Source organism: Pseudomonas sp. C1C7, from assembly GCF_013359595.1.
Taxonomy (GTDB): Bacteria; Pseudomonadota; Gammaproteobacteria; order Pseudomonadales; family Pseudomonadaceae; genus Aquipseudomonas.
In genome coordinates, this window is record NZ_JABFMP010000063.1 from 1 (window position 1) to 21,009 (window position 21,009).

21 protein-coding genes are annotated in these 21,009 nt (G+C 61.1%); 8 read left to right on the plus strand and 13 right to left on the minus strand.

The features are described from left to right. Positions 1-77 precede the first annotated feature (77 nt). Positions 78-1,586, minus strand: a complete 1,509-nt coding sequence (locus HNO86_RS29045; RefSeq protein WP_175380376.1) for a HAMP domain-containing sensor histidine kinase — start codon at positions 1,584-1,586, stop codon at positions 78-80. Further along, a complete protein-coding gene (locus HNO86_RS29050; protein ID WP_175380377.1) occupies positions 1,583-2,302 on the minus strand; it encodes a response regulator transcription factor in 720 nt (239 codons plus the stop codon). Before HNO86_RS29050 ends, HNO86_RS29045 begins: the two co-directional genes overlap by 4 nt. A 149-nt stretch (positions 2,303-2,451) precedes the next feature. On the opposite strand from HNO86_RS29050, the gene msrB reads away from it, so the two are divergent. The 3 genes from msrB to msrA are packed head-to-tail and all read left to right on the plus strand — an operon-like array spanning position 2,452 to position 5,520. Beyond that, positions 2,452-2,976, plus strand: coding sequence for a peptide-methionine (R)-S-oxide reductase MsrB (msrB, locus tag HNO86_RS29055; RefSeq protein WP_175380378.1), 525 nt, complete (start codon positions 2,452-2,454; stop codon positions 2,974-2,976). Positions 2,977-3,012: 36 nt separating this feature from the next. Then, positions 3,013-4,782, plus strand: a complete 1,770-nt coding sequence (locus HNO86_RS29060) for a cytochrome c biogenesis protein DipZ (RefSeq protein WP_175380379.1) — start codon at positions 3,013-3,015, stop codon at positions 4,780-4,782. A gap of 30 nt (positions 4,783-4,812) precedes the next feature. Continuing rightward, positions 4,813-5,520 carry a peptide-methionine (S)-S-oxide reductase MsrA gene (msrA, locus tag HNO86_RS29065; RefSeq protein ID WP_175380380.1) on the plus strand — a complete coding sequence of 236 codons (708 nt, stop codon included), beginning with the start codon at positions 4,813-4,815 and terminating at the stop codon, positions 5,518-5,520. A gap of 207 nt (positions 5,521-5,727) precedes the next feature. Here the strand turns inward: msrA and HNO86_RS29070 are convergent, their stop codons facing one another. Together HNO86_RS29070 and HNO86_RS29075 are read right to left on the minus strand one after the other, a co-directional pair. Further along, on the minus strand, positions 5,728-6,741 hold the full coding sequence (locus HNO86_RS29070) for a sensor domain-containing diguanylate cyclase (protein WP_175380381.1): 1,014 nt from the start codon (positions 6,739-6,741) through the stop codon (positions 5,728-5,730). Positions 6,742-6,815: 74 nt separating this feature from the next. Further along, on the minus strand, positions 6,816-7,721 hold the full coding sequence (locus HNO86_RS29075; RefSeq protein ID WP_175380382.1) for a LysR family transcriptional regulator: 906 nt from the start codon (positions 7,719-7,721) through the stop codon (positions 6,816-6,818). A gap of 102 nt (positions 7,722-7,823) precedes the next feature. Here HNO86_RS29075 and HNO86_RS29080 point away from each other — a divergent pair, with 102 nt between their 5' ends. Next, positions 7,824-8,999: an aspartate aminotransferase family protein gene (locus tag HNO86_RS29080; protein WP_175380383.1), complete on the plus strand. Its 1,176-nt coding sequence runs from the start codon at positions 7,824-7,826 to the stop codon at positions 8,997-8,999. Between the two features lie 123 nt (positions 9,000-9,122). On the opposite strand, the gene HNO86_RS29085 is transcribed toward HNO86_RS29080, so the two are convergent. Continuing rightward, positions 9,123-9,635 (minus strand): adenylate kinase, encoded by a 513-nt coding sequence (locus HNO86_RS29085; protein WP_175380384.1) that lies wholly within the window; start codon positions 9,633-9,635, stop codon positions 9,123-9,125. Positions 9,636-9,842: 207 nt separating this feature from the next. Further along, positions 9,843-11,762 (minus strand): alkaline phosphatase D family protein, encoded by a 1,920-nt coding sequence (locus HNO86_RS29090; protein ID WP_175380385.1) that lies wholly within the window; start codon positions 11,760-11,762, stop codon positions 9,843-9,845. A gap of 124 nt (positions 11,763-11,886) precedes the next feature. Here HNO86_RS29090 and HNO86_RS29095 point away from each other — a divergent pair, with 124 nt between their 5' ends. Then, a complete protein-coding gene (locus HNO86_RS29095) occupies positions 11,887-12,129 on the plus strand; it encodes a hypothetical protein (protein WP_175380386.1) in 243 nt (80 codons plus the stop codon). Between the two features lie 13 nt (positions 12,130-12,142). Here HNO86_RS29095 and HNO86_RS29100 read toward each other — a convergent pair whose 3' ends face one another. Further along, a complete protein-coding gene (locus tag HNO86_RS29100; protein WP_175380387.1) occupies positions 12,143-12,322 on the minus strand; it encodes a hypothetical protein in 180 nt (59 codons plus the stop codon). Positions 12,323-12,460: 138 nt separating this feature from the next. On the opposite strand from HNO86_RS29100, the gene HNO86_RS29105 reads away from it, so the two are divergent. Then, positions 12,461-12,802 (plus strand): potassium channel family protein, encoded by a 342-nt coding sequence (locus tag HNO86_RS29105; protein ID WP_175380388.1) that lies wholly within the window; start codon positions 12,461-12,463, stop codon positions 12,800-12,802. Between the two features lie 113 nt (positions 12,803-12,915). Here HNO86_RS29105 and HNO86_RS29110 read toward each other — a convergent pair whose 3' ends face one another. The 4 genes from HNO86_RS29110 to HNO86_RS29125 are packed head-to-tail and all read right to left on the minus strand — an operon-like array spanning position 12,916 to position 18,048. Continuing rightward, positions 12,916-13,137 (minus strand): formate dehydrogenase subunit delta, encoded by a 222-nt coding sequence (locus HNO86_RS29110; RefSeq protein ID WP_175380389.1) that lies wholly within the window; start codon positions 13,135-13,137, stop codon positions 12,916-12,918. Then, the gene (gene fdhF / locus HNO86_RS29115; protein WP_175380390.1) at positions 13,134-16,016 is read right to left on the minus strand and encodes a formate dehydrogenase subunit alpha; all 2,883 of its coding nucleotides are present in this window, start codon (positions 16,014-16,016) and stop codon (positions 13,134-13,136) included. Before fdhF ends, HNO86_RS29110 begins: the two co-directional genes overlap by 4 nt. Continuing rightward, positions 16,013-17,572, minus strand: a complete 1,560-nt coding sequence (locus HNO86_RS29120; protein WP_175380391.1) for an NADH-quinone oxidoreductase subunit NuoF — start codon at positions 17,570-17,572, stop codon at positions 16,013-16,015. The genes fdhF and HNO86_RS29120 overlap by 4 nt, the downstream gene beginning before the upstream one ends. After that, entirely contained in the window at positions 17,572-18,048 is a 477-nt protein-coding gene (locus HNO86_RS29125; RefSeq protein WP_175380392.1) for a formate dehydrogenase subunit gamma, read from the minus strand. The genes HNO86_RS29120 and HNO86_RS29125 overlap by 1 nt, the downstream gene beginning before the upstream one ends. Positions 18,049-18,508: 460 nt before the next feature. On the opposite strand from HNO86_RS29125, the gene HNO86_RS29130 reads away from it, so the two are divergent. Beyond that, positions 18,509-18,877 carry a PH domain-containing protein gene (locus HNO86_RS29130; RefSeq protein WP_175380393.1) on the plus strand — a complete coding sequence of 123 codons (369 nt, stop codon included), beginning with the start codon at positions 18,509-18,511 and terminating at the stop codon, positions 18,875-18,877. A 367-nt stretch (positions 18,878-19,244) separates the two neighbouring features. Next, a complete protein-coding gene (locus HNO86_RS29135; protein WP_175380394.1) occupies positions 19,245-19,721 on the plus strand; it encodes a DUF488 family protein in 477 nt (158 codons plus the stop codon). On the opposite strand, the gene HNO86_RS29140 is transcribed toward HNO86_RS29135, so the two are convergent. Next, entirely contained in the window at positions 19,678-20,415 is a 738-nt protein-coding gene (locus HNO86_RS29140; protein ID WP_218583544.1) for a hypothetical protein, read from the minus strand. The genes HNO86_RS29135 and HNO86_RS29140 overlap by 44 nt on opposite strands. Positions 20,416-20,855: 440 nt before the next feature. Further along, positions 20,856-21,009, minus strand: a 154-nt coding sequence (locus tag HNO86_RS29145; protein WP_175380396.1) for a DUF3077 domain-containing protein, incomplete at its 5' end; no start/stop codon positions are given.

The window sequence follows — 21,009 nt, forward strand, 5'->3', positions numbered from 1 at the left end:
TTTTGATTTTGTTTTTAAGAGCAAGATCAAAAGATCGCAGCCTTCGGCAGCTCCTACAAAGGCAGGTCCGCGGTTTTTCAGATTTGCCCCGATGCATTCAGACTCATCACCCGCGCCGCTGTCTCTTCATCCTTGGGCAGCGAAAAACGAAAGGTCGCCCCACGCCCCGGCACATCGACCAACTGAATCTCGCACCCATGCAACTGCAGGATGCGGTGCACGATTCTCAGCCCCAATCCACCGTCCCGCCGCGCACCGCCGATATTGAACGGCCGCAGGAACAGCCCTTCGCGCAATTCAGGAGGGATACCGGGGCCGGTGTCGCTGACGGTGACCTCGATGAACGAGCCTTGCGGCCGCAGGCTGAGTTCGATTTCTCCACCTTGCGGCGTATGGCGCAGGGCATTGTCGAAAAGGTTGGTCAGCACCCGTTCGATCAACCCAAGGTCCGCACAGGCCGCTGAAACATTGGGAGCGAAGGTGGCCTTGAGTTCCACCTGCCGCGCTTCGGCGGTGAGTTCGAATTTCTGGAAGATGTCCTGGGCCAGATCGGTCAGGGAGAAACGCTCCAGGATCGGCTGCACGAAACCATGCTCCAGCCGCACCAGCTCCAGCAGCGATTGCGCCAGCCCGCCGACCTTGCGGCTCTGATCCAGCGCGATCCCCAGGTAGCGGCGGCGGTCGGCGGGAGACAGCGTGGCGTCCTTGAGCGACAGGGTTTCCAGGTATCCGTGCAGGGACGCCAGTGGCGTGCGCAGGTCGTGGGAAATGTTCGCCACCAGCTCGCGGCGCTCCTGATCCTGGCGGGTCAGCGAGCGCCACTGCTCGCCAAGACGCGCCTGCATCTGGCGGAAGGTGGCATCGAGGATCGCTATTTCATCGTGGCTGGCGTTTTTATCCACAGGCGGGGAGGGCGTTGGCGCAGCGGGAATGCCATCGATGTCGAACTGGCTGACACTCTCGGTCAGGCGCCGCAACGGCCGGGTGATCAAGGCGAACGCCGTCAGACCGGCAATCAGGCACAACAGCGCCACCAGACCAATGGACAGCAACGCGGTGTTGAGCGCGGCGCTGGTGGCGCCTCGTTCGGCAAGGCGGTCATGGTCCTCGCCGAGCAGCACCACATAGAGATAACCCGCCGGCTTGCCATCGACCATCAAGGGTGCCGCGCTGAACACCTTGCGTGCATCGGTGCTGCGCGGGTCGTCGCCGAGAATCGGCAAGGCATCACCCTTGAGCAGACGCCGGATCGGCGCCAGATCGATCTGCTCGCGATGTATCCGACCCTCGGGCGCGGCGCTGCCGACGATCTTCCCGGCGGAGTCGAGCAGGTACACCTCGACACTGGGGTTGACCTGCATCAGCTTGCTGAACAGGTCGCGCACCGCATTGGGCATCAGGCCCCGGGTATCCATCAAAACCGTATCGCGGGCGATGTGCTGCGCCAGATCCCGCGACAACCCCTGCACCACTTCCTGTTCATGCATCTGGTTGGAACGCACCTGCATCCACGCCGAGGTGCCGCAGCACACCAGCAGCAGGACGGCGAACACCAGGGACAGGCGTTGTGTGAGGGTCAGCCTCATGCTTGCGGCTCCTCGCTGTTGGCGAACTTGTAGCCACGCCCCCAGACCGTGAGGATGCGCGCAGGTTGCGCGGGATCGGCCTCGATCTTGGCGCGCAGGCGGTTGATGTGGGTATTGACCGTGTGCTCGTAACCTTCGTGGCTGTAGCCCCAGACGGCATTGAGCAGGTCCATGCGCGAGAACACCTTGCCGGGCTGGCGCGCGAAGAAATACAGCAGGTCGAACTCCCGTGGCGTGAGGTCCAGGCGTCGTCCTTCGAGGGAGGCTTCACGGGTGATCGGGTCGATGGCCAGGCCGTCGATGTTCAGGCTGCCGGCGTCCATCTTCAGGTTGCGGGCCATGGCGTCGACCCGGCGCAGCAGGGCTTTGACCCGGGCCACCAGTTCGAGCATGGAAAACGGCTTGGCCAGGTAGTCGTCAGCGCCCAGCTCCAGCCCGAGAATCCGGTGCACTTCGCTGGAGCGGGCGCTGGTGATGATGATCGGCGTATAGCGGGCCATGGCGCGGGCGCGCCGGCAGATTTCCAGGCCGTCGACGCCTGGCAGCATCAGGTCGAGAATCAGTGCATCCCAGCTTCCTTGCTGCAGCAGGCGCATGCCTTCATCGCCATCGGCGCAGTGCACCACCTCGAACTGCTCATCGCGCAGATGCAGGCAGATAAGGTCGGCGATGTGCAAATCGTCCTCGACCACGAGGACGCGTTTGGTCTGTTCCATCCAGTTCAATCCTTCGACGCAATGGGCACATTGTGCGGGTTTTACGGGGCCGCAGTTATCACGAATTGTTTAACTTCTCGTGAGGATTTGGCGATCAACCCAAGCCTAGGCTTTGTTCCATGAAGAGCCCTGGAATTTTGGAGACGGCAATGCTCTCAAAACATTTTTCACGACGGCAATTTCTCTTTGCGACCGGCGGGCTGGGGGTTGCGGCGCTGGCGATCGGTGTATTGCCAAAATTTGCCGGCAGATCTGTGCTGATCAGCGAGGCCGAGGCCTCGGAGGTGTTCGAAGTGACCCACAGCGACAGCGAATGGCACACCCTCCTCAGTGACGAGCAGTACGAAATCCTGCGCGAAGAGGGCACCGAACGGGCCTATAGCAGCCCGCTGAACAACGAGCACCGCGAAGGCACCTTCGCCTGCGCGGGCTGTGATCTGCCGCTGTTTTCCTCGACCACCAAATTCGACAGCCGCACCGGTTGGCCGAGTTTCTGGGCACCGCTGGACAAGGCCGTGGCCACCCGGGTGGACCGCACCTTCGGCATGGTCCGCGAAGAGGTTCACTGCCGGCGTTGTGGCGGGCACTTGGGGCATGTCTTCGATGACGGGCCAAAACCTACCGGGCTACGTTACTGCATGAACGGCCTGGCCATGACATTCCGGCCGGTCTGATCCCGGCTTCTTTCCTCACTCTTGCAGGTCGACGCTATGTGGCTTCTGGTCCTCGCTTATCTCGGTGGTGTGTTGACAATCGTCAGCCCGTGCATCTTGCCGGTACTGCCGTTCGTCTTTGCCCGCACAGGCCAACCGTTCGTGAAAAGTGGCTTGCCGCTGTTGGCAGGCATGGCGCTGACCTTCGCCTTCGTCGCCACGCTGGCGGCGGTGGGTGGGGGCTGGGTGGTGCAACTCAATCAGTACGGGCGCTGGCTGGCGCTGGTGTTCGTGGCGCTGTTCGGCCTGACGCTGTTGCTGCCGCAATTGGCCGAGCGCCTGACCCGACCGCTGGTTGCGGCCGGGAGCCGTTTGTCCGAGAAGGCGGGGGCCGACGCGCAGCCACGTCCGGGGGCCTCGTTTCTGATCGGGGTCGCCACCGGTCTGCTGTGGGCACCCTGCGCGGGGCCGATCCTGGGTCTGTTGCTGACCGGCGCCGCCTTGCAGGGCGCGAGCATCGCGACCACTTTGTTGTTGCTGGCCTATGCCGCCGGTGCCGCGACATCCCTCGCCGTGGCCTTGCTGCTGGGTGGCAAGGTGTTCGCCGCGATGAAGCGCTCCATCGGCGCTGGCGAGTGGCTGCGTCGCGGCCTGGGTGCTGCAATGCTGGCCGGTGTGGCCGCCATTGCCCTGGGGCTCGACACCGGGATTCTGGCGCGGGTTTCGACGGCGTCCACCGGGGAAATCGAACAGGCGCTGGTGGAGCAACTGGCGGGTAAATCACCTCGCAACAGCACGGCGATGATGGCGCAAAAGCCGTCGCCCGACGGCGCGCTGCCCGTGGCCAGCACAAGTACCTTGCCGGTCGAAGGCACGCTGCCACCGCTGGACGGTGCCGTGCAGTGGCTCAATTCGCCGCCGCTCGATGCTCAGGCGCTGAAAGGCAAGGTGGTGCTGGTGGATTTCTGGACCTACTCCTGCATCAACTGCCTGCGTTCGCTGCCTTACGTGAAAGCCTGGGCCGAGAAGTACCGTGACCAGGGGCTGGTGGTGATCGGTGTGCATGCACCGGAATTCGCCTTCGAGCGCAACGTCGACAACGTCACCAAAGCCATGAAGGACCTGGGTATCAGCTACCCGGTGGCGATCGATAACGAGTTCAAGATCTGGCGCGCCTTCAACAACGAATACTGGCCGGCGCACTATTTCGCCGACGCCCAGGGGCGCATTCGCTACCACCACTTCGGCGAAGGCGAGTACGCCGAGTCGGAGCGGGTCATCCAGCAACTGCTGCGTGAGGCCGGTGCCGGCAACGTCTCGGACGGGTTGATCAACGCCAAGGCCGACGGCGTGCAAAGGGCGCCGGACAACAACGAAGTGCAATCGCCGGAAACCTACGTCGGCTACCAGCGTGCGGAGCATTTCGTGCCGGATACCAGCCTGGTGCCGGACAAGGTGTCGACCTATCAGACGCCCGCCAAACTGGCGCTCAACGACTGGAGCCTGGCAGGGCAGTGGAACGTCGGCCCCGAGCACGCCACGGCCAGCGCACCGGCCAGCCGCATCGTCTATCGCTTCCACGCCCGTGATCTGCATCTGGTGCTCGGCCCCGGCAAGGACGGCAAACCGGTGCGCTTCAAGGTGCTGATCGATGGCAAGGCCCCCGAAAACGACCATGGCATGGACGTGGCGCCCGATGGCAGCGGCATGGTGACCGAACAGCGTTTGTATCAACTGGTACGGCAGAACGGCGGCGTGCAGGACCGGACCTTCAGCATCGAGTTTCTGGATCCGGGTGCATCGGCCTACGCCTTCACCTTCGGCTGACAGCCTTTCAAATTTTCAGGAGTCCAACCCATGAAAACCCTGTTCACCTGGCGTCGTACCTTGTTGGGATTGCTGGCTGCCGGCGTCATCGGCCAATGTTCGGCATTTTCCTTCGGCGGCGCTGAAGAAGCGGTGCTGATCCCACCGCCCACCCTCGACGAAGTCACCCAATCCCACCGCGAAACCGCCGTTTTCGCTGGTGGCTGCTTCTGGGGTGTTCAAGGTGTGTTCCAGCATGTCAAAGGCGTGAAGAACGCGGTCTCCGGTTACGCGGGCGGGGCGGCCAATACGGCGCAATACGAGCGTGTGAGCAATGGCGATACCGGGCATGCAGAGTCCGTCGAGGTCACCTATGACCCGAGTCAGGTCAGCTACGGCGCCTTGTTGCAGATCTACTTTTCCGTGGCGCACAACCCGACCGAGCTGAATCGCCAGGGGCCGGACACCGGGACCCAGTATCGATCGGCGATCTTTACCAAAAACAGCGAGCAGCAAAAGGTCGCCCAGGCCTACATTGCTCAGCTCGATGCGGCGCATTCATTTGATAAGCCGATCGTGACCAAGCTGGAAAGCTTCAACGGTTTCTACCCGGCGGAGGAGGAGCACCAGGACTTTCTGACCGAGCATCCGAGTTATCCCTACATCGTGATCAATGATCTGCCGAAGGTGGCGCAGCTCAAGCAGTTGTATCCGGAGCGGTATCAGGAGAAGCCGGTGTTGGTGAAAGGACAGTTGTGACGGAGTGTAGGACCGCTTGGTCAAGGCAAAACGCGGTCCATGTAGCAGCTGGCGAAGTCTGCGTCCGGCTGCGAAGCAGTCGCAAAACCTGAATGCGAGGTCTGCCTGAAGCACCGCGTTGCCTGAATTCACGACGGCTTCGCAGCCGGACGCAGGCTTCGCCAGCTGCTACAGGTTTTGCGGTGGCTTGACTGACGGGCATCAGGGTTAGCCAGAAATCACATTCTTGCCCGCAATCTTCGACCGATACAGCGCCTGATCAGCACGAGCCATCAACCCAGTCTGCTGCTCTTCGTCAAAGCGCTGCACCACGCCAAAACTCATGGTCACCTGGAAATCCCCCACCGGCAGCAATTGCTCCAGACCACCGCGAATGGCCTCGGCGAGGCTCCTGGCGTCGGCCAGGCTAGTGTTGGCCAGGGTCATGATGAATTCATCACCACCCCAACGAGCCAGCAGGTCCCCTTCGCGCACAAAGCGCTTGAGGTTTTCCACAACGTGCACCAAGGCCGCATCGCCCAGCGCATGACCGTAGTGATCGTTGATGTTCTTGAAATCGTCGATGTCCATGGCGATCAGGGACAGAGGTTCGCGGAAACGCTGGGCACGCTCGCAGGCCTGGGGCAGTACCTGTTCCAGGCGATAGCGGTTGGCGATAGAGGTGAGGGTGTCGGTGTGCGCCAGCTTGCGGTTTTCTTCGAGCTGCAATTGCAGCTGCTCGTTGACTCGGGACAGCTCCCGGGTGCGCTCTTCGATCATCGTTTCCAGCGAGTGATTGCGTCGCTGGAGTTCTTCGAGCAGGCGCCGCTTGTCCTCGATGCTGCGGTGGGCGCCGACCATGCGCGCCACGGAGCCGTCTTCGTTGCGGGCCAGTACGTGGCCACGGTCTTCGATCCAGATGTAACTGCCGTCATGGGTGCGGCAGCGATACTCGGCCTGATAAACCGGGGTGCGCTCGTTGAGGTAATCGTCGAAACGGGCCATGACCTGCGGGTAGTCATCGGGGTGGATGACGTTTTCCCAGGTCAGCACGTTGTTATCCAGAGAGTGTGGCGAATAGCCGAGCATCTCGTACCAGCGAGCATTGCGGTAGACGAAACCGGTGTTGGCGTTCCAGTCCCAGATGCCGTCGCTGACCAGTTCCATGATGGTGTGCAGCATGCTGTCGTTCATGCCCGACAGGTCGAACTTCACCGGTTCGATGTTCGATGCTTCATCCATCGCTGCGCTCCCTGTGCCCTGATATCAAAGTGATCAGTCCCGGGCGCAGATTAATTCATGCCGCACGGGGGCGGCTAGTGCTTGCCCCACATGCCCATGGCGAAGTCGACGAAACGCCGCAGTTTGGGTAGTCGATGGCGATCCTGGGCATAGACCAGGTGCATCGGGCGGCACGGCAGTTGATAGCGCTGAAGCAGCGGGATCAGCTTGCCGGACTTCAGATCCGGCTCCACCAGCGCATCGGGCACCATCACGATGCCCATTCCGGTGCGTGCGGCCTGATGCAATCCTGCCGAGCTGTTGATCACCAGCGAGCCGCTGACCGCCACCACGATTTCGCCATCCGGGCCGTTCAGGCGCCATTGTCGGGCGACCGCCTGCCAGTCATCGCCGGCGGGGTAGGCGAACGCCAGGCAGTTGTGGTGTTGCAGGTCTTCGGGTTTTTCCGGGATGCCATGGCGGTCCAGGTATTCCTTCGACGCGCACATGGTCAGGGTGTAGTCGATCAGCGGGCGGGCGATGAGGTTCGAGGGTTCCAGCGCGCCCAGGCGGAAGGCCACGTCGAAGCCATGGTCCAGCAGGTCCGGTCGGCGGTTGGTCAGCACCACGTCCAGCTTCACCCGTGGATTGTGCAGGCTGAACTCGCTCAAGGCCGGCGCCAGGCGTTCGGTGCCGAAAGTCAGCGGGGCGGTGATGCGCAGGGTGCCGCTGGGCTCGTCGAGGGTCTGTTCGGCCAGGCGTTCCGAATCCGCCACCAGCCCCAGCACTTCCAGGCAGCGCTGGTAGTACGCGCTGCCGAATTCCGTCAGGCGCTGGCGGCGTGTGGTGCGATTGAGCAGGCGCACGCCAAGGCGCTGCTCCAGTGCCTTGAGGTGATTGCCGACCATGGTGGTGGACATTTCGCACTGCAAAGCGGCGGCGGTCATGCTGCCGGCCTCCACCACCCGCACGTAGACGGTCATTGCCTGGAACAGATCCATTATCAAGCCCAGCTTTAAAATGATTGAAGTATTACTGAGTTTATCCAGTTCAGGTGGCTAACCATACTGCAAAAACACCCACAATTGCTGGAGCCTGATGTCATGACCGCCGCCTGCCTGATGAGCACTTACCAACCGCTGGCCCTGAGTTTCGACAAGGGCCTGGGCACGCGACTGTGGGATCAGGCCGGTCGTGAATACCTGGATGCGGTCGCCGGTGTGGCGGTGACCAACGTTGGCCATTCCCACCCGAAAATCGTCGCCGCCATCAGCGAACAGGCCGGGTTGCTGCTGCACACCTCGAACCTCTACAGCATCGACTGGCAACAGCGGCTGGCGCGCAAGCTCACGACACTGGCGGGCATGGACCGGGCGTTTTTCAACAACTCCGGCGCCGAGGCCAACGAAACGGCACTGAAAATCGCCCGGCTTTACGGTTGGCACAAAGGCATCGAGCAACCGCTGGTGGTGGTCATGGAGAACGCCTTTCACGGGCGGACCCTCGGCACCCTGTCCGCCAGCGATGGTCCGGCCGTGAGGTTGGGTTTCAACAAACTGCCGGGGGATTTCATCAAGGTGCCGTTCGGTGATCTCAAGGCGCTGGATCGGGTGTATCAGAGCCACGGTGAGCGCGTCGTCGCCGTGTTGATGGAGCCGATTCAGGGCGAAAGCGGCGTGCAACTGGCGCCGCCGGGCTATCTCAAGGCCGTGCGCGAACTGTGCAGCCGGCGCGGCTGGCTGATGATGCTCGATGAAATCCAGACCGGCATCGGCCGCACCGGCCAGTGGTTCGCCTTCCAGCACGAAGGCATCGTTCCCGACGTCATGACCCTGGCCAAGGGTCTGGGCAACGGCGTCCCCATCGGCGCCTGCCTGGCCCGCGGCAAAGCCGCCGAAATCTTCACCCCTGGCAGCCACGGCAGCACCTTCGGCGGCAACCCGCTGGCCTGCCGGGTCGGCTGCACGGTGCTGGAAATCATCGAAGAACAAAGCCTGCGGGACAACGCCCGGCTACAGGGCGAACGGCTGCTCAAGAGACTGAACATGGAACTGGCCGACCACCCCAACGTCCTGACCATCCGCGGCCAGGGCCTGATGATCGGCATCGAACTCAAACAACCCATCCGCGACCTGCCCCTGATCGCCGCCCGGGATCACGGCCTGTTGATCAACGTGACCCGCGGGCAAACCATCCGCCTGCTGCCGCCGCTGACTATTGATGAGCGTGAAGTGGAAATGATTGTGAGAGGGGTAAGCCGGGCCATCAACCCGATGTAAAACCATCCCCCCTGCAGGAGCTGCCGAAGGCTGCGATCTTTTGACTCTGACGATTTCAGCGTCGCTGAAGATCAAGAAAGATCGCAGCCTTCGGCAGCTCCTACAGGGGACTCGGTATGCAGGTTAATTCTGTTGAGCCTGCCTGATCGCTGCGCTCATGGCACTGATGAACCGGGTAATTTCAGTGCGATCTTTCAACCTGATCTTCGAATCGCCAAAACCCTCGAACAACCGGCGGTGCGCCGCAAACCCACTGGACCCCGCCCGCATTCGATAGCTCCCCGCCCACTCCAGCATCGCCATCACCCGCTCGTCGTCGTTCTCTTCACGCTGGCGAATGTTGGCGACGCATTCCTCGTCGTCAACGCTCAACCAAATCAGCGCCGTCGCGCGGTGCAACAGTTCGCTGATGATCCAGCCATAAACCCCTTCGATCACCCAGCGCTCTTCGCTGGCCGCCACACGCGCCATGCCCAGTGCTTCGCCACGGGGGCGGGGGATGCTGTGTTCGTCGGATAGCCAGTGGATGAGGTCGAGGTCGGTGCGGGGGAGTTGCAGGTGTTCGCACAGGCGTTGGGCCAGCCAGCTTTTGCCGGAGCCGGAGTTGCCGATGATCAGGGTTCGGGTGAGGTCCATGAGTCACACCATGCAACATTGTGAGGACATGTCAGTCAGGCCGCCGCAGAACCTGTAGCAGCTGGCGAAGCCTGCGTCCGGCTGCGAAGCAGTCGCTAAATCAGCCAACGCGGTGTTTCAGGCAGGCCTCGGACTTAGGTTTTACGACTGCTGCGCAGTCGGACGCAGGCTTCGCCAGCTGCTACATGGATTGCGTTGGGCCGACGGTTAATCATCGCTTTCGGGCGGGAGCATTCGGGTTTTCGGCGCGCCGTTGGCGTTGTGTTGGAAGATCTCCCGCGGCTGTCCCTGTTCATTAAAGAACACCTGCCCGATCCCCGCCGAGTTCCACAGGCGTTCGCCCGCTTCGGCATGCTCGGGGATGTGCGGCACGATGCGCATGCGGCGGCGTTTGGTCAGCCAGTTCAGTGGCGAGCGGGGGGAGTAGAGCCAGCGGTTGAGGCGGTCGAACCATTCCAGCAGCGTGGGCGGGAATTCATTCTTGATGCCGCTGCTGGTGATCTGCCAAATGCGCGGCCCGGCCTTGCGGTGTCGGATCAGCACTTCGTAGACGAAGGAATAATGCACATCGCCTGACAGCACCACGTAACTGCCGGGCGTACGCGAGTGTCGGAAAATGTTCAGGATCACCTGCGCCGCGCCGCGATGGGCCATCCAGTTTTCCGCATCCACCAGCAGTGGATAACCGCACCAGCTGAAGATGCGTTGCACGGTTTCGATCAGCTTCACGCCGAACACCGGTGCCGGTGACACGATGATCGCCGAGGGGTGATCCAGCAGTTCCTGTTGCAGCTCGCTCAAGGCTTCCCAGTCCAGCAGGCCCGAGGGTTGCTTGAGGTTCATCTCGCTGCGCCAGCGTCGGGTGCGGGTGTCGAGCACCACCATGGCCGGCGTGGTGGGCAGCACGTAATGCCAGCGCTGAAACTTCAGCAGCTCATCGATCAACGCATCCTGCACCGGGCTGTCGAGATAGCCGTCGCTGCCGGTCGAGCTGAAACCGTCAGCTTTCTTCAGCACCGATTCGAAGGCATCCGGGTTGTTGCCCCAGCCCTGGCACAACATGTAGGCGATCAGCGCGTTGCCGATGATGCGTTTGGAGAACGGATGACCGTAGGCCGTTTCCTCCCACTGCGCGGAAAGATTCCAGTCGTCGGTAATATCGTGGTCGTCAAAAATCATGAAAGTCGGCAAGTGCGCCAGTGCCCGTGCGGCCTTGCCGAGGCCAGCCTTGAAACCATCGAGGCGCGACTGTTCCAGCGCATAACGCTCGTGCCGTTGTGGCGTCAGGGTCGGTGGTTGCGGGGCGATCAGGGACCAGGGCGTCGGCGACCAGACCAGCAGGTACATTGCCATGACTTCGGCGAAGGTCACAAGATGATTGTCGGCACTGCTGCTGGTGAAAATCGGTTTGCGCGCACCGCCGAAAAATCGCTCGCGCAGCGTCTCGTTGCTCTCCAGCGCCGGTAACAAGTCCGCACGATGGTAGTAACTGGCCGGATGCTCGTAGAGCCTTGCGCTGTCACTGACCACCGCACCTTCCAGATGCTCGCCGAACAAGCCCAGCCGTTCGATCAGCGCATGAATCGCCCGCAACATCGGCCCTGCCACATCGTCGGCGTAGACCTGATCGCCGGTCATCATCAACAGCGCCGGGCGATCGGCCGGCTCGTGCGCCTGTGCCAGCAAGTTATCCACACACAGCAAACCGTCCGCCGCCGGGTGATGGGGCTTGCGACAGGATCCGTGCAACAGCTGATCGATCCGCGAGCGCAGGACAAAATTCGGGCACAACGCATCGCCATACAACAGATGCGGCGCCCAGTCGGCGATGCCCGTTCCGTCACTTATCAACAGGTCGTATTCGATCAGCTCGTCACAAGGCAGGGCGCTGTCCAGCGTCACGTCGATCAAATGTGAAAAGGCATGGCTGCCCACCGCGATCACCGTGCATTGCCCGGCATCCAGGCGAATATCGCCCACATCCTGCAAGCGCAGCGTCAGTTCCAGCGCCCGCGAACCCACCAGCCACAACACCAGCCGCGTGGGCTCAAGGCGGCGCAACAGCGGGCCGGCCAGCACGGGTGGCAACGGTTGAAGATCGGCGGGCGATGACAGAGGGGCGGACATCCAGGTTCAAGACTCGTGAGGCACAGAGGCGGGCGATGATAGCGCAGGTGACGGCTGCATCGGCTAGAGTGAGTTTGCCGCACCGTCGGTGACGCCCGGCAATGCTGATCAAAACGAGGTGCACATGAACAGATTCATCCTGCCAGCGCTGGTCCTGCTGATCGCCGCGCAATCCCCGGCGTATGCCATCAGCGAAAAATATCGTAAACAATTGGAGCGATCCGGCTGCACTCAGGCGAGCGAGTTGCAGGGTTGTGATATCCACAAGACCAAGGCGGAGAACGCCAAGGCCGGGTTTACCAATCCCAAGGCCGCTGACGCCCCCAAAAGCGATGCCAAGACCCAAGCGCCCGCTAAAACCGAATAACAACAACCGCCCGCTACATCCGCGGCCGCGGCATCGTCGAGGGCATGCGTTGTTGGGGCGGGATGATCCGGCCGCTGCCACCGGTGGCGTTGGGCGGTGTGGCCTGGTCGTCCTGGCGGGTGTCATGGCACGACGATCCGCTGATGGCCACGAACACGAAGAGCAGCAGCGGCGCGATCAGGTGCTTGGGCATGGGAGGTCTCCAGGGCCGGATTCATCCAGCTTAATCGCGGATCTGAAGGCTCACCGCGCCGTTGGTCCGCCTTCATCTTCCAGAACTTGTGCCAAGCTGTTGTGACGCCCATTCGCCCGCCGCCCGGGGAGCCCTGACATGAAGTCCGCCCACGCGTCGCACATCCGTCGAGAGTTCTACAAAGCCGTCGGCTTCTACCTTCGACTGGCCTGGCCGATCTTTTCCGCGATGTTGATCGTCATTGTGTCGGTGGGGTTGATCATCAGTTATGTGGAGGGGTGGGATCCGTTTGACGGGATCTATTTCGGTTTTGTGACGGGGCTGACCATCGGGTATGGGGAGTTGGTGCCGAAGCTGCCGCTGTCGCGGGTGCTGGCGATATTGCTGGGGTTCAACGGGGTGTTGTTGACGGCGATTTTTGCGGCGATCAGTGTGCGGGCGATCGAGATTGCGGTGCGGGTGACGGAAGGGGAGAAATGAGGTGTACCCCGTCCCTGTAGGAGCTGCCGCAGGCTGCGATCTTTTGATTTTGATTTTTTAAAAGCAAGATCAAAAGATCGCAGCCTGCGGCAGCTCCTACAGGGGATGGAGCTTTAAGCCTCCCAGCCTGCTTCGCTGACGGCTGTCTGAACGAGCGGATGCAACGCCTTCCCCTGATGCTCCTTCTGCCACGCCAGCAATTCCTTGCGCATCCCCGGCGTCCAGAACATCTGCAGATGATTCCTCACACTCAACACCGCCTGCTTCTGATCCGGCTCATTGGCAAAATACAGGGCAATCTGGTTCGCCATCTTGATCAAATTGTCCGTGCTCATCGACGCACCTCCGCCTTATCGCCCCGTGCCTGCTGGCGTTCCTTGAGCAACCGTTGCTGTTCATCACTGAACGCCTGATAGCGTTTCTGCCACTCGGAAGGTTGATACACGCGGCTGACTTCCACGGCCGTCACCTTGTACTCCGGACAGTTGGTCGCCCAGTCGGAGTTGTCGGTGGTGATCACGTTGGCCCCCGATTCCGGGAAGTGGAAGGTGGTGTACACCACCCCCGGTGCAACCCGCTCGGTGACCCGCGCGCGCAGCACGGTCTGGCCGCTGCGGCTGCCGATGCCGACCCAATCGCCTTCGTTGATGCCGCGGCTCTCGGCGTCGGTCGGGTGGATTTCCAGGCGATCTTCGTCATGCCAGGCCACGTTCTCGGTGCGTCGGGTCTGCGCGCCGACGTTGTACTGGCTGAGGATGCGCCCGGTGGTCAGCAGCAGTGGATAACGGCTGTTGACCTTCTCTTCGGTGGGCACATAACCGGTGAGCATGAACCGTCCCTTGCCGCGCACGAACTCCTCGATGTGCATGGTCGGCGTGCCGTCCGGTGCCTGGGCGTTGCACGGCCATTGCAGGCTGCCGTGGCGCTCCAGTTCCTCATAGCTGACATTGGTGAAGGTCGGCGTCAGGCGGGCGATTTCATCCATGATTTCCGACGGATGCTTGTAGTTCATCGGGTAGCCCAGGGCATTGGCCAGGGCCACGGTGCCTTCCCAGTCAGCCTTGCCGCCCAACGGGTCCATCACCTTGCGCACCCGCGAGATACGGCGTTCGGCGTTGGTGAAGGTGCCGTCTTTCTCCAGGAACGAACTGCCCGGCAGGAACACATGGGCGAACTTGGCGGTTTCGTTGAGGAAGATGTCCTGCACCACCACGCACTCCATGGCCGACAAGGCCGCGGTCACGTGCTGGGTGTTCGGGTCGCTCTGGGCGATGTCCTCGCCCTGGCAGTACAGGCCCTTGAAGCTGCCGGCCAGCGCCGACTCGAACATGTTGGGAATGCGCAGGCCTGGATCGGGTTGCAGGGTGACGTTCCACGCCTGCTCGAACTCGGTCCGCACCGCCACGTTGGAGATGTGCCGGTAGCCGGGCAGCTCGTGGGGGAACGAACCCATGTCGCAGGAGCCCTGCACGTTGTTCTGACCGCGCAACGGGTTCACGCCCACACCTTCGCGGCCGATGTTGCCAGTGGCCATGGCGAGGTTGGCGATGCCCATCACCGAGGTACTGCCCTGGCTGTGCTCGGTCACGCCCAGGCCGTAGTAGATCGCCGCGTTGCCGCCGGTGGCGTACAGGCGGGCGGCGGCGCGGATATCTTCTGCGGGGACGCCGCAGATCGGAGCGATCGCTTCCGGCGAGTTCTCCGCGCGGCTGACGAACTCGCTCCAGCGGGCGAAATCGTTGCCCTCGCAACGGGCGTCGATGAAAGCCTGGTCTTGCAGGCCTTCGGTGATGATCGTGTGGGCCAGCGCGTTGAGCATGGCGACGTTGGTGCCGGGGCGCAGGGCCAGGTGGTATTCGGCGCGGGCGTGCACGGTGTCCACCAGATCGATGCGACGCGGGTCGATGACGATCAGCCGCGCGCCTTCACGCAGGCGGCGCTTGAGTTGGGAGGCGAACACCGGGTGCGCATCACTGGGGTTGGCGCCCATGACCAGCACCACATCGGCCTGCATCACCGAGTCGAAACTCTGGGTGCCGGCGGATTCGCCCAGGGTTTGTTTCAGGCCATAACCGGTCGGCGAGTGGCAGACCCGCGCGCAGGTGTCGACGTTATTGTTGCCGAACGCAGCGCGCACCAGTTTCTGCACCAGATAGGTTTCTTCGTTGGTGCAGCGGCTGGAAGTAATCCCGCCAATAGAATCGCGACCGTACTTTTGCTGCAAACGGCGGAACTCGCTGGCGGCGTAGGTCACCGCTTCATCCCAGCTGACTTCCTGCCACGGATCGTTGATGTGCTTGCGGATCATCGGCTTGGTGATGCGATCCGGGTGGGTCGCGTAACCCCAGGCAAAACGGCCTTTGACGCAGGAGTGGCCGTGGTTGGCCTGGCCGTTCTTGTCCGGGACCATGCGCACCAGCTGGTCGCCTTTCATCTCGGCGCGGAACGAGCAGCCCACGCCGCAGTAGGCGCAGGTGGTGATCACCGCGCGTTCCGGCTGACCCATCTCGACCACGCTTTTTTCCATCAGTGTCGCGGTCGGGCAGGCCTGCACACAGGCGCCGCAGGACACGCATTCCGAATCGAGGAAATCCTCGCCACCGGCCGCGGAAATCCGCGATTCGAAACCGCGCCCGGTCACGGTCAGGGCGAAGGTGCCCTGGGTTTCTTCACAGGCGCGCACGCAGCGGTTGCAGACGATGCACTTGCTCGGGTCGTAATCGAAATACGGGTTGGAGGTGTCCTTCACATCCTTCAGATGGTTCTCGCCTTCGTAGCCGTAGCGCACCTCGCGCAGGCCGACCTGGCCGGCCACGGTTTGCAGCTCGCAGTTACCGTTGGCCGAACAGGTCAGGCAGTCCAGCGGGTGATCGGAGATGTACAGCTCCATGACGTTGCGGCGCAGGGTCGCCAGCTTCGGCGTCTGGGTGTGCACCGTCATGCCTTCGGTGACAGGCGTGGTGCAGGACGCGGGATAACCACGCATGCCGTCGATCTCCACCAGGCACATGCGGCACGAGCCGAAGGCTTCCAGGCTGTCGGTGGCGCAGAGCTTGGGAATGGTGGTGCCCATCAGCGCCGCGGCGCGCATGACCGAGGTGCCTTCGGGCACGGTGATGCTGCGACCGTCGATGTTCAGGGTGATCTGCACATCGCTTTCGCGGGCCGGTGTGCCGAGATCGATATCGGTTTTCGGGTCGAAGAGAGTGATCATTGCTCGGCCTCCGAGGCGTGCAGACCGAAGTCGGCGGGGAAGTGCTTGAGTGCGCTGGCGACCGGATAAGACGTCATGCCGCCCAACGCGCACAGCGAACCGTATTGCAGGGTGTCGCACAGATCCTTGAGGACGATCGCCTGTTCATCGCGACCGTTCTGGTCCGGCGCTGCCAGCAGACGGTCGATCACCTCGACGCCACGGGTCGAGCCGATCCGGCAAGGCGTGCACTTGCCGCACGATTCCTCGGCGCAGAACTGCAAGGCGAAGCGCGCCATGTGCGCCATGTCGAGACTGTCATCCGCTACCACCACACCACCGTGACCAAGCATCGCGCCAATCGCGGCGAAGGCCTCGTAATCCAGCGGCGTATCGAATTGCGACGGCGGCACCCAGGCGCCCAGCGGGCCGCCCACTTGCGCAGCCTTCAGCGGCCGACCACTGGCGGTGCCGCCACCGTAATCTTCCACCAGCTCACGCAGAGTCAGGCCGAAGGCCCGCTCCACCAATCCGCCGTGACGAACATTACCCGCGAGCTGGAAAGGCATGGTGCCCAGCGAGCGACCCATGCCGTAGTCACGATAGAACTGCGCGCCCTTGGCCAGAATCAGCGGCACCGAAGCCAGCGTCAGTACGTTGTGCACCAGCGTCGGCAGGCCGAACAAACCTTTGAGCGCCGGAATCGGCGGCTTGGCGCGCACCAGCCCGCGCTTGCCTTCCAGCGAATCCAGCAGCGCCGTTTCTTCACCACAGATGTACGCGCCGGCACCGACACGCACTTCCAGATCGAACGCCTGCCCGCTGCCGCACACATCGGCGCCCAGGTATCCGGCTTCACGCGCGAGGTTCAGCGCCTGGCGCAAGGTGGCCACGGCATCGGGGTATTCCGAACGCACATAGATGTAGCCGAAGGTGGCGCCGGTGCAGAGGCCGGCAATGGCCATGCCCTCGATCAGCAGGAACGGATCGCCTTCCATCAACATGCGATCGGCGAACGTGCCGGAGTCGCCTTCGTCGGCGTTGCAGACGATGTACTTTTGCGCCGCTTCAGTGCTGCGCACCGTGCGCCACTTGATCCCGGCGGGGAAGGCCGCACCGCCACGGCCACGCAGGCCCGAATCGAACACGGCGGTCGCGGTCTGCTCGCCGCCAATGGCAATCGCCCGTTTCAAACCCTCGAAACCGCCGTGGGCCCGGTAATCGTCCAGGGACAGCGGCCGGGTGATGCCGGCACGGGCGAACAGCAGGCGTTGTTGAGACTTGAGATAAGGCAACTCTTCCACCAGGCCCAGGGCCAGTGGATGGTTGGAGGACGGTGCTTGCAGCGCCTCGAGCACGGACGGCACATCGGCCGCCGTCAGCGGGCCGAAGCCGATCCGGCCTTGCGGGCTGTCCACTTCCAGCAGCGGTTCCAGCCAGTACAGGCCACGGGAGCTGGTGCGCTGCAACTCCAGCGGCACGTTAAGTGCCTTGGCCTGAGTGATCAGCGCCGTGGACACCTCATCGGCGCCCACCGCACGGGCCAGCGAATCGGTCGACAGATAAAGAGTCGGCATCACGCGTCCTCCCGGCAGGCATCGAGCAGGGCGTCCAGGCGCTCGGCACTGAGCCGCGCATGCACCCGACCATCGAGCTCCAGCGCCGGCGAACAGGCGCAAGCACCCAGGCAATACACCGGCCGCAAACTGATGCTGCCATCGGCGCTGCTGCCGTGATCATCCAGCTGCAGACGATCGCGCAACTGTGCCGCCAACTGCTCGGCCCCGCGGCTCTGGCACGACTCGGCGCGGCACAAGCGCAGAATATGGCGGGCCGGCGGCGCGGTACGGAAGTCATGGTAGAAGCTGATCACCCCGCGAACCTCGGCCTGACTCTGGTTCAGCGCATGGGCAATCTCGGGAACGGCGGCATCGGGGATATAGCCGATGCGCTCCTGAATATCATGAAGAATCGGCAACAGCGCCCCGGGAGTGCCCTTATGGCGCTCCAGCAGAGTGTTGACCACAGACAGGTGCAACTCAACATCAGGCATTCAGCAATCCTCACGGTCACGGACATACCAGGCGGTTGTCGGTTGTCCGAAAGTGTCGGCTGCGGCATTCACACCACGTCACGGTATCGTGGCTTCGGCCGTTGGCCAGGGCACCCTTGGCGGGCATCTTGTTGTGCCCGATGCGATCTTTGTCGCATCTCTACCGGGCATAAAGGGCAGCTTGCCACGCGGCTATTGATCGAACTGCACCAAAGCGACGTGTTCGGTTCTGCCTACGACTATCCATTAAGTCTAGTTGAGCGTGGCACGGGGGACTCGCTCAGTGGCTTAATGCCTCTATGGGCTTGTCGTGGCGGATGTATAGCAAGCATTACAGGCGGGAAGAAGCATCAGAACCCTGGCTAATTCTACGGAGCAGATGCAGGGGGGATGACTCTGCAATCTCGATCGAGTATGAAATCAGGCCTAAGCCGTTCATTTGATAAACAGGGAAAGACAGATGATTGATTTCAACAACAAAGGATTCTTCAAACTCAAGCAGAACAACGAATACGCCGAACGCGTTTCCGCTCTGTTGATCGACGGCGAACACGTCATCGACGCCTACAAATCCATGCGCGACGGTGTGGTCTTTACCAACAAACGCATCATCTCGGTCAACGTCCAGGGCATCACCGGCAGCAAAAAAGACTTCACCTCATTGCCGTACAAAAACATCGTGGCGTATTCGGTGGAAACCTCAGGCACCTTCGACCTGGATTCCGAGCTGGAGATTTACTTCTCATCGCTTGGGAAAGTGAAATTCGAATTCACCGGCAAGACGTCGATGGTGGAAGTTTCCAAGCTGATATCCCAGCATCTGCTTTAACCACCACCCAATAAAAAGCCCCGGAAACGCCGGGGCTAATCCAAATACCAAACAACACACAAAACCCTGTGGGAGCGGGCTTGTCCGCGAAAGCGTCAGTCCAGCCAGTACAAATTCAGGATCGGTTGTATTCTGGCTTTCGGTCATGGGCTGCTGCCGAGGAGTGGGGCAGTGAATGAGGATTGAAGGTCGGCCGTTACATGTAGATGTATTTTTTCGAAGATAAGCACTGGCTTCCCCACCTCTATGCTCTGGCATCGTAGAACCGCTTCACCCATCACGGCATCGGGCGGTTACCTACGTCGAATGCTATAGTCCGCCGCGTTTTTTAGCTTCGAATGCGCACGGAAGCAAAGGGAGAATACTCATGACCATCTACACTGCGGGCTACGAAGGGCTCACCATCGACGCGTTCATCGCAAGGCTCAAACAAGCCCGGATCGACAAGGTGCTTGATGTCCGGGAATATCCAATCTCTCGAAAAAAGGGTTTTTCCAAAAAAGCATTTGCTGAATGCCTGGCCGCCGCAGGCATTTCGTATGAGCACAGTCCACCGCTCGGATGTCCAAAACCCATAAGAAATCGTTACAAAGTAGATGGCGATTGGTCTGTGTATTCCCGCGACTTTCGAGCCTACATCCGAACCCAGCAAGCAGTGCTGAGTAACCTTATCTCCAGCGTCGCAGAACAGCGAATTTGCATGGTCTGCTATGAGGCAGATTCAAGCTTCTGCCATCGAAGCCTGATTGCGGAAGCCGCTCAAGAGCTGGAAAGTTCTCTGCAGGCCAAACACCTTCCAATCAAAATAGAGAAATTTGCGGATCTGTTTGATGCTGTAGCTTAGGTGGGTAGACGAGGCTGACAATCAGCCATTGCCCTGGGAATCGATGGATGGTTCCCATCAGCAGCATAAGGTCTTTACTTGGGAGATCGACTTCCAGCTTTTTTCGAAATGGAGTTTCCCAGCCTTCTGCGCCGTGTTGACGACGAACGTTCCTGTAGAGTTGGCTGGCTTCCCAGTCCACAATCTTGTGGGTATAGGATTTGATCTCTCCATCGACTAAGCATTCGTATGTGTAGTGGAAGTCGAATGGCACTTTTTCCAGTCGTTTTATGCTCGCTCGTTCCTGACGCTCATCGAACAGGTTGGGCTGTCGCTGTAGATACTCCAGTTTTTCGATTTCCTGAGGTGTCCATTCCTCTGATGCTGCTTTACGAATATGCAGTGTGGCTATGCGTGCAGGCCGGAGTAGGCCCAGGGTGACACCCTCATTCACTCGCGCTTTCTCTAGCTCGTCAAAGCTATCGTAGACGGTCAGTTTATCCAAAAGCGTGCGTCGTTCTTTCCAGTCCCCCGCAGGTAACTTAGCACCCGCAGAAATAGTGTCCATTCCAATCTTGTGGCTTTCTGGTCTTCGGTCTGCCGGGCTTTTTTCAATAAAGGCCTCAATCCATTGCCATTTCGCGAACTGCTGATCTTCGGTGACCAAACGGAATGGAACTGGATAAAGACGTATTAGATTGCCTTGTTCGTCCATACCTGCGACGCAGGACGTTTCGGAATAGGTAGCGCTGGGGGAAGGATATGTCTTGCAGAGAATAAGTATTCGAGCTTTCCGTCGCATTTTCACCAGTTCCATTTGGCTTTTTTCGAACTCTACCTAGGCATCGGAGCGATGAACAGTTGCCTGCAATGCCTTGCAGCTGGAGTAGGCTGGTCTTTCTGTTGCTCCATATGTATCGATTTAATTGTTTGGTTTTTCAATCGTGCTTCAGCACACAGTCCACCCCAAACCCTTTGGAGCAACTGTCTCCACCCTGCAATGGGTCAGTATTTTGCCTGCCAACTCAACATAACCCCTGTGGGAGTGAGCCTGCTCGCGATAGCATCAGCCATCCAACAGCAATGCCAAATGCACTACCGCTACCGCAATTAACCCATCCCACAGGCAAACAGTTTATCCACAGGCTCCAGCCACTACCCCTCAGCCTTCGCCGCCCGCTTAGGCACCGGCACAAACTCCCGATCCCGAGTCAGCACCTTCACCGCATCATCCACCAACGCCTTGCTCATCGACGTCAAATAATGCGCCGCCCAGGCGTGATAATCCGTGTCCCTGATAAAAGCCGAG

What these genes read in the sequence shown, in the direction of transcription:
- HNO86_RS29045 (WP_175380376.1), bottom strand. Translation starts at nt 1,586, where the DNA reads ATGAGGCTGACCCTCACACAACGCCTGTCCCTGGTGTTCGCCGTCCTG.
- HNO86_RS29050 (WP_175380377.1), bottom strand. Translation starts at nt 2,302, where the DNA reads ATGGAACAGACCAAACGCGTCCTCGTGGTCGAGGACGATTTGCACATC.
- msrB (WP_175380378.1), top strand. Translation starts at nt 2,452, where the DNA reads ATGCTCTCAAAACATTTTTCACGACGGCAATTTCTCTTTGCGACCGGC.
- HNO86_RS29060 (WP_175380379.1), top strand. Translation starts at nt 3,013, where the DNA reads ATGTGGCTTCTGGTCCTCGCTTATCTCGGTGGTGTGTTGACAATCGTC.
- msrA (WP_175380380.1), top strand. Translation starts at nt 4,813, where the DNA reads ATGAAAACCCTGTTCACCTGGCGTCGTACCTTGTTGGGATTGCTGGCT.
- HNO86_RS29070 (WP_175380381.1), bottom strand. Translation starts at nt 6,741, where the DNA reads ATGGATGAAGCATCGAACATCGAACCGGTGAAGTTCGACCTGTCGGGC.
- HNO86_RS29075 (WP_175380382.1), bottom strand. Translation starts at nt 7,721, where the DNA reads ATGGATCTGTTCCAGGCAATGACCGTCTACGTGCGGGTGGTGGAGGCC.
- HNO86_RS29080 (WP_175380383.1), top strand. Translation starts at nt 7,824, where the DNA reads ATGACCGCCGCCTGCCTGATGAGCACTTACCAACCGCTGGCCCTGAGT.
- HNO86_RS29085 (WP_175380384.1), bottom strand. Translation starts at nt 9,635, where the DNA reads ATGGACCTCACCCGAACCCTGATCATCGGCAACTCCGGCTCCGGCAAA.
- HNO86_RS29090 (WP_175380385.1), bottom strand. Translation starts at nt 11,762, where the DNA reads ATGTCCGCCCCTCTGTCATCGCCCGCCGATCTTCAACCGTTGCCACCC.
- HNO86_RS29095 (WP_175380386.1), top strand. Translation starts at nt 11,887, where the DNA reads ATGAACAGATTCATCCTGCCAGCGCTGGTCCTGCTGATCGCCGCGCAA.
- HNO86_RS29100 (WP_175380387.1), bottom strand. Translation starts at nt 12,322, where the DNA reads ATGCCCAAGCACCTGATCGCGCCGCTGCTGCTCTTCGTGTTCGTGGCC.
- HNO86_RS29105 (WP_175380388.1), top strand. Translation starts at nt 12,461, where the DNA reads ATGAAGTCCGCCCACGCGTCGCACATCCGTCGAGAGTTCTACAAAGCC.
- HNO86_RS29110 (WP_175380389.1), bottom strand. Translation starts at nt 13,137, where the DNA reads ATGAGCACGGACAATTTGATCAAGATGGCGAACCAGATTGCCCTGTAT.
- fdhF (WP_175380390.1), bottom strand. Translation starts at nt 16,016, where the DNA reads ATGATCACTCTCTTCGACCCGAAAACCGATATCGATCTCGGCACACCG.
- HNO86_RS29120 (WP_175380391.1), bottom strand. Translation starts at nt 17,572, where the DNA reads ATGCCGACTCTTTATCTGTCGACCGATTCGCTGGCCCGTGCGGTGGGC.
- HNO86_RS29125 (WP_175380392.1), bottom strand. Translation starts at nt 18,048, where the DNA reads ATGCCTGATGTTGAGTTGCACCTGTCTGTGGTCAACACTCTGCTGGAG.
- HNO86_RS29130 (WP_175380393.1), top strand. Translation starts at nt 18,509, where the DNA reads ATGATTGATTTCAACAACAAAGGATTCTTCAAACTCAAGCAGAACAAC.
- HNO86_RS29135 (WP_175380394.1), top strand. Translation starts at nt 19,245, where the DNA reads ATGACCATCTACACTGCGGGCTACGAAGGGCTCACCATCGACGCGTTC.
- HNO86_RS29140 (WP_218583544.1), bottom strand. Translation starts at nt 20,415, where the DNA reads ATGGACGAACAAGGCAATCTAATACGTCTTTATCCAGTTCCATTCCGT.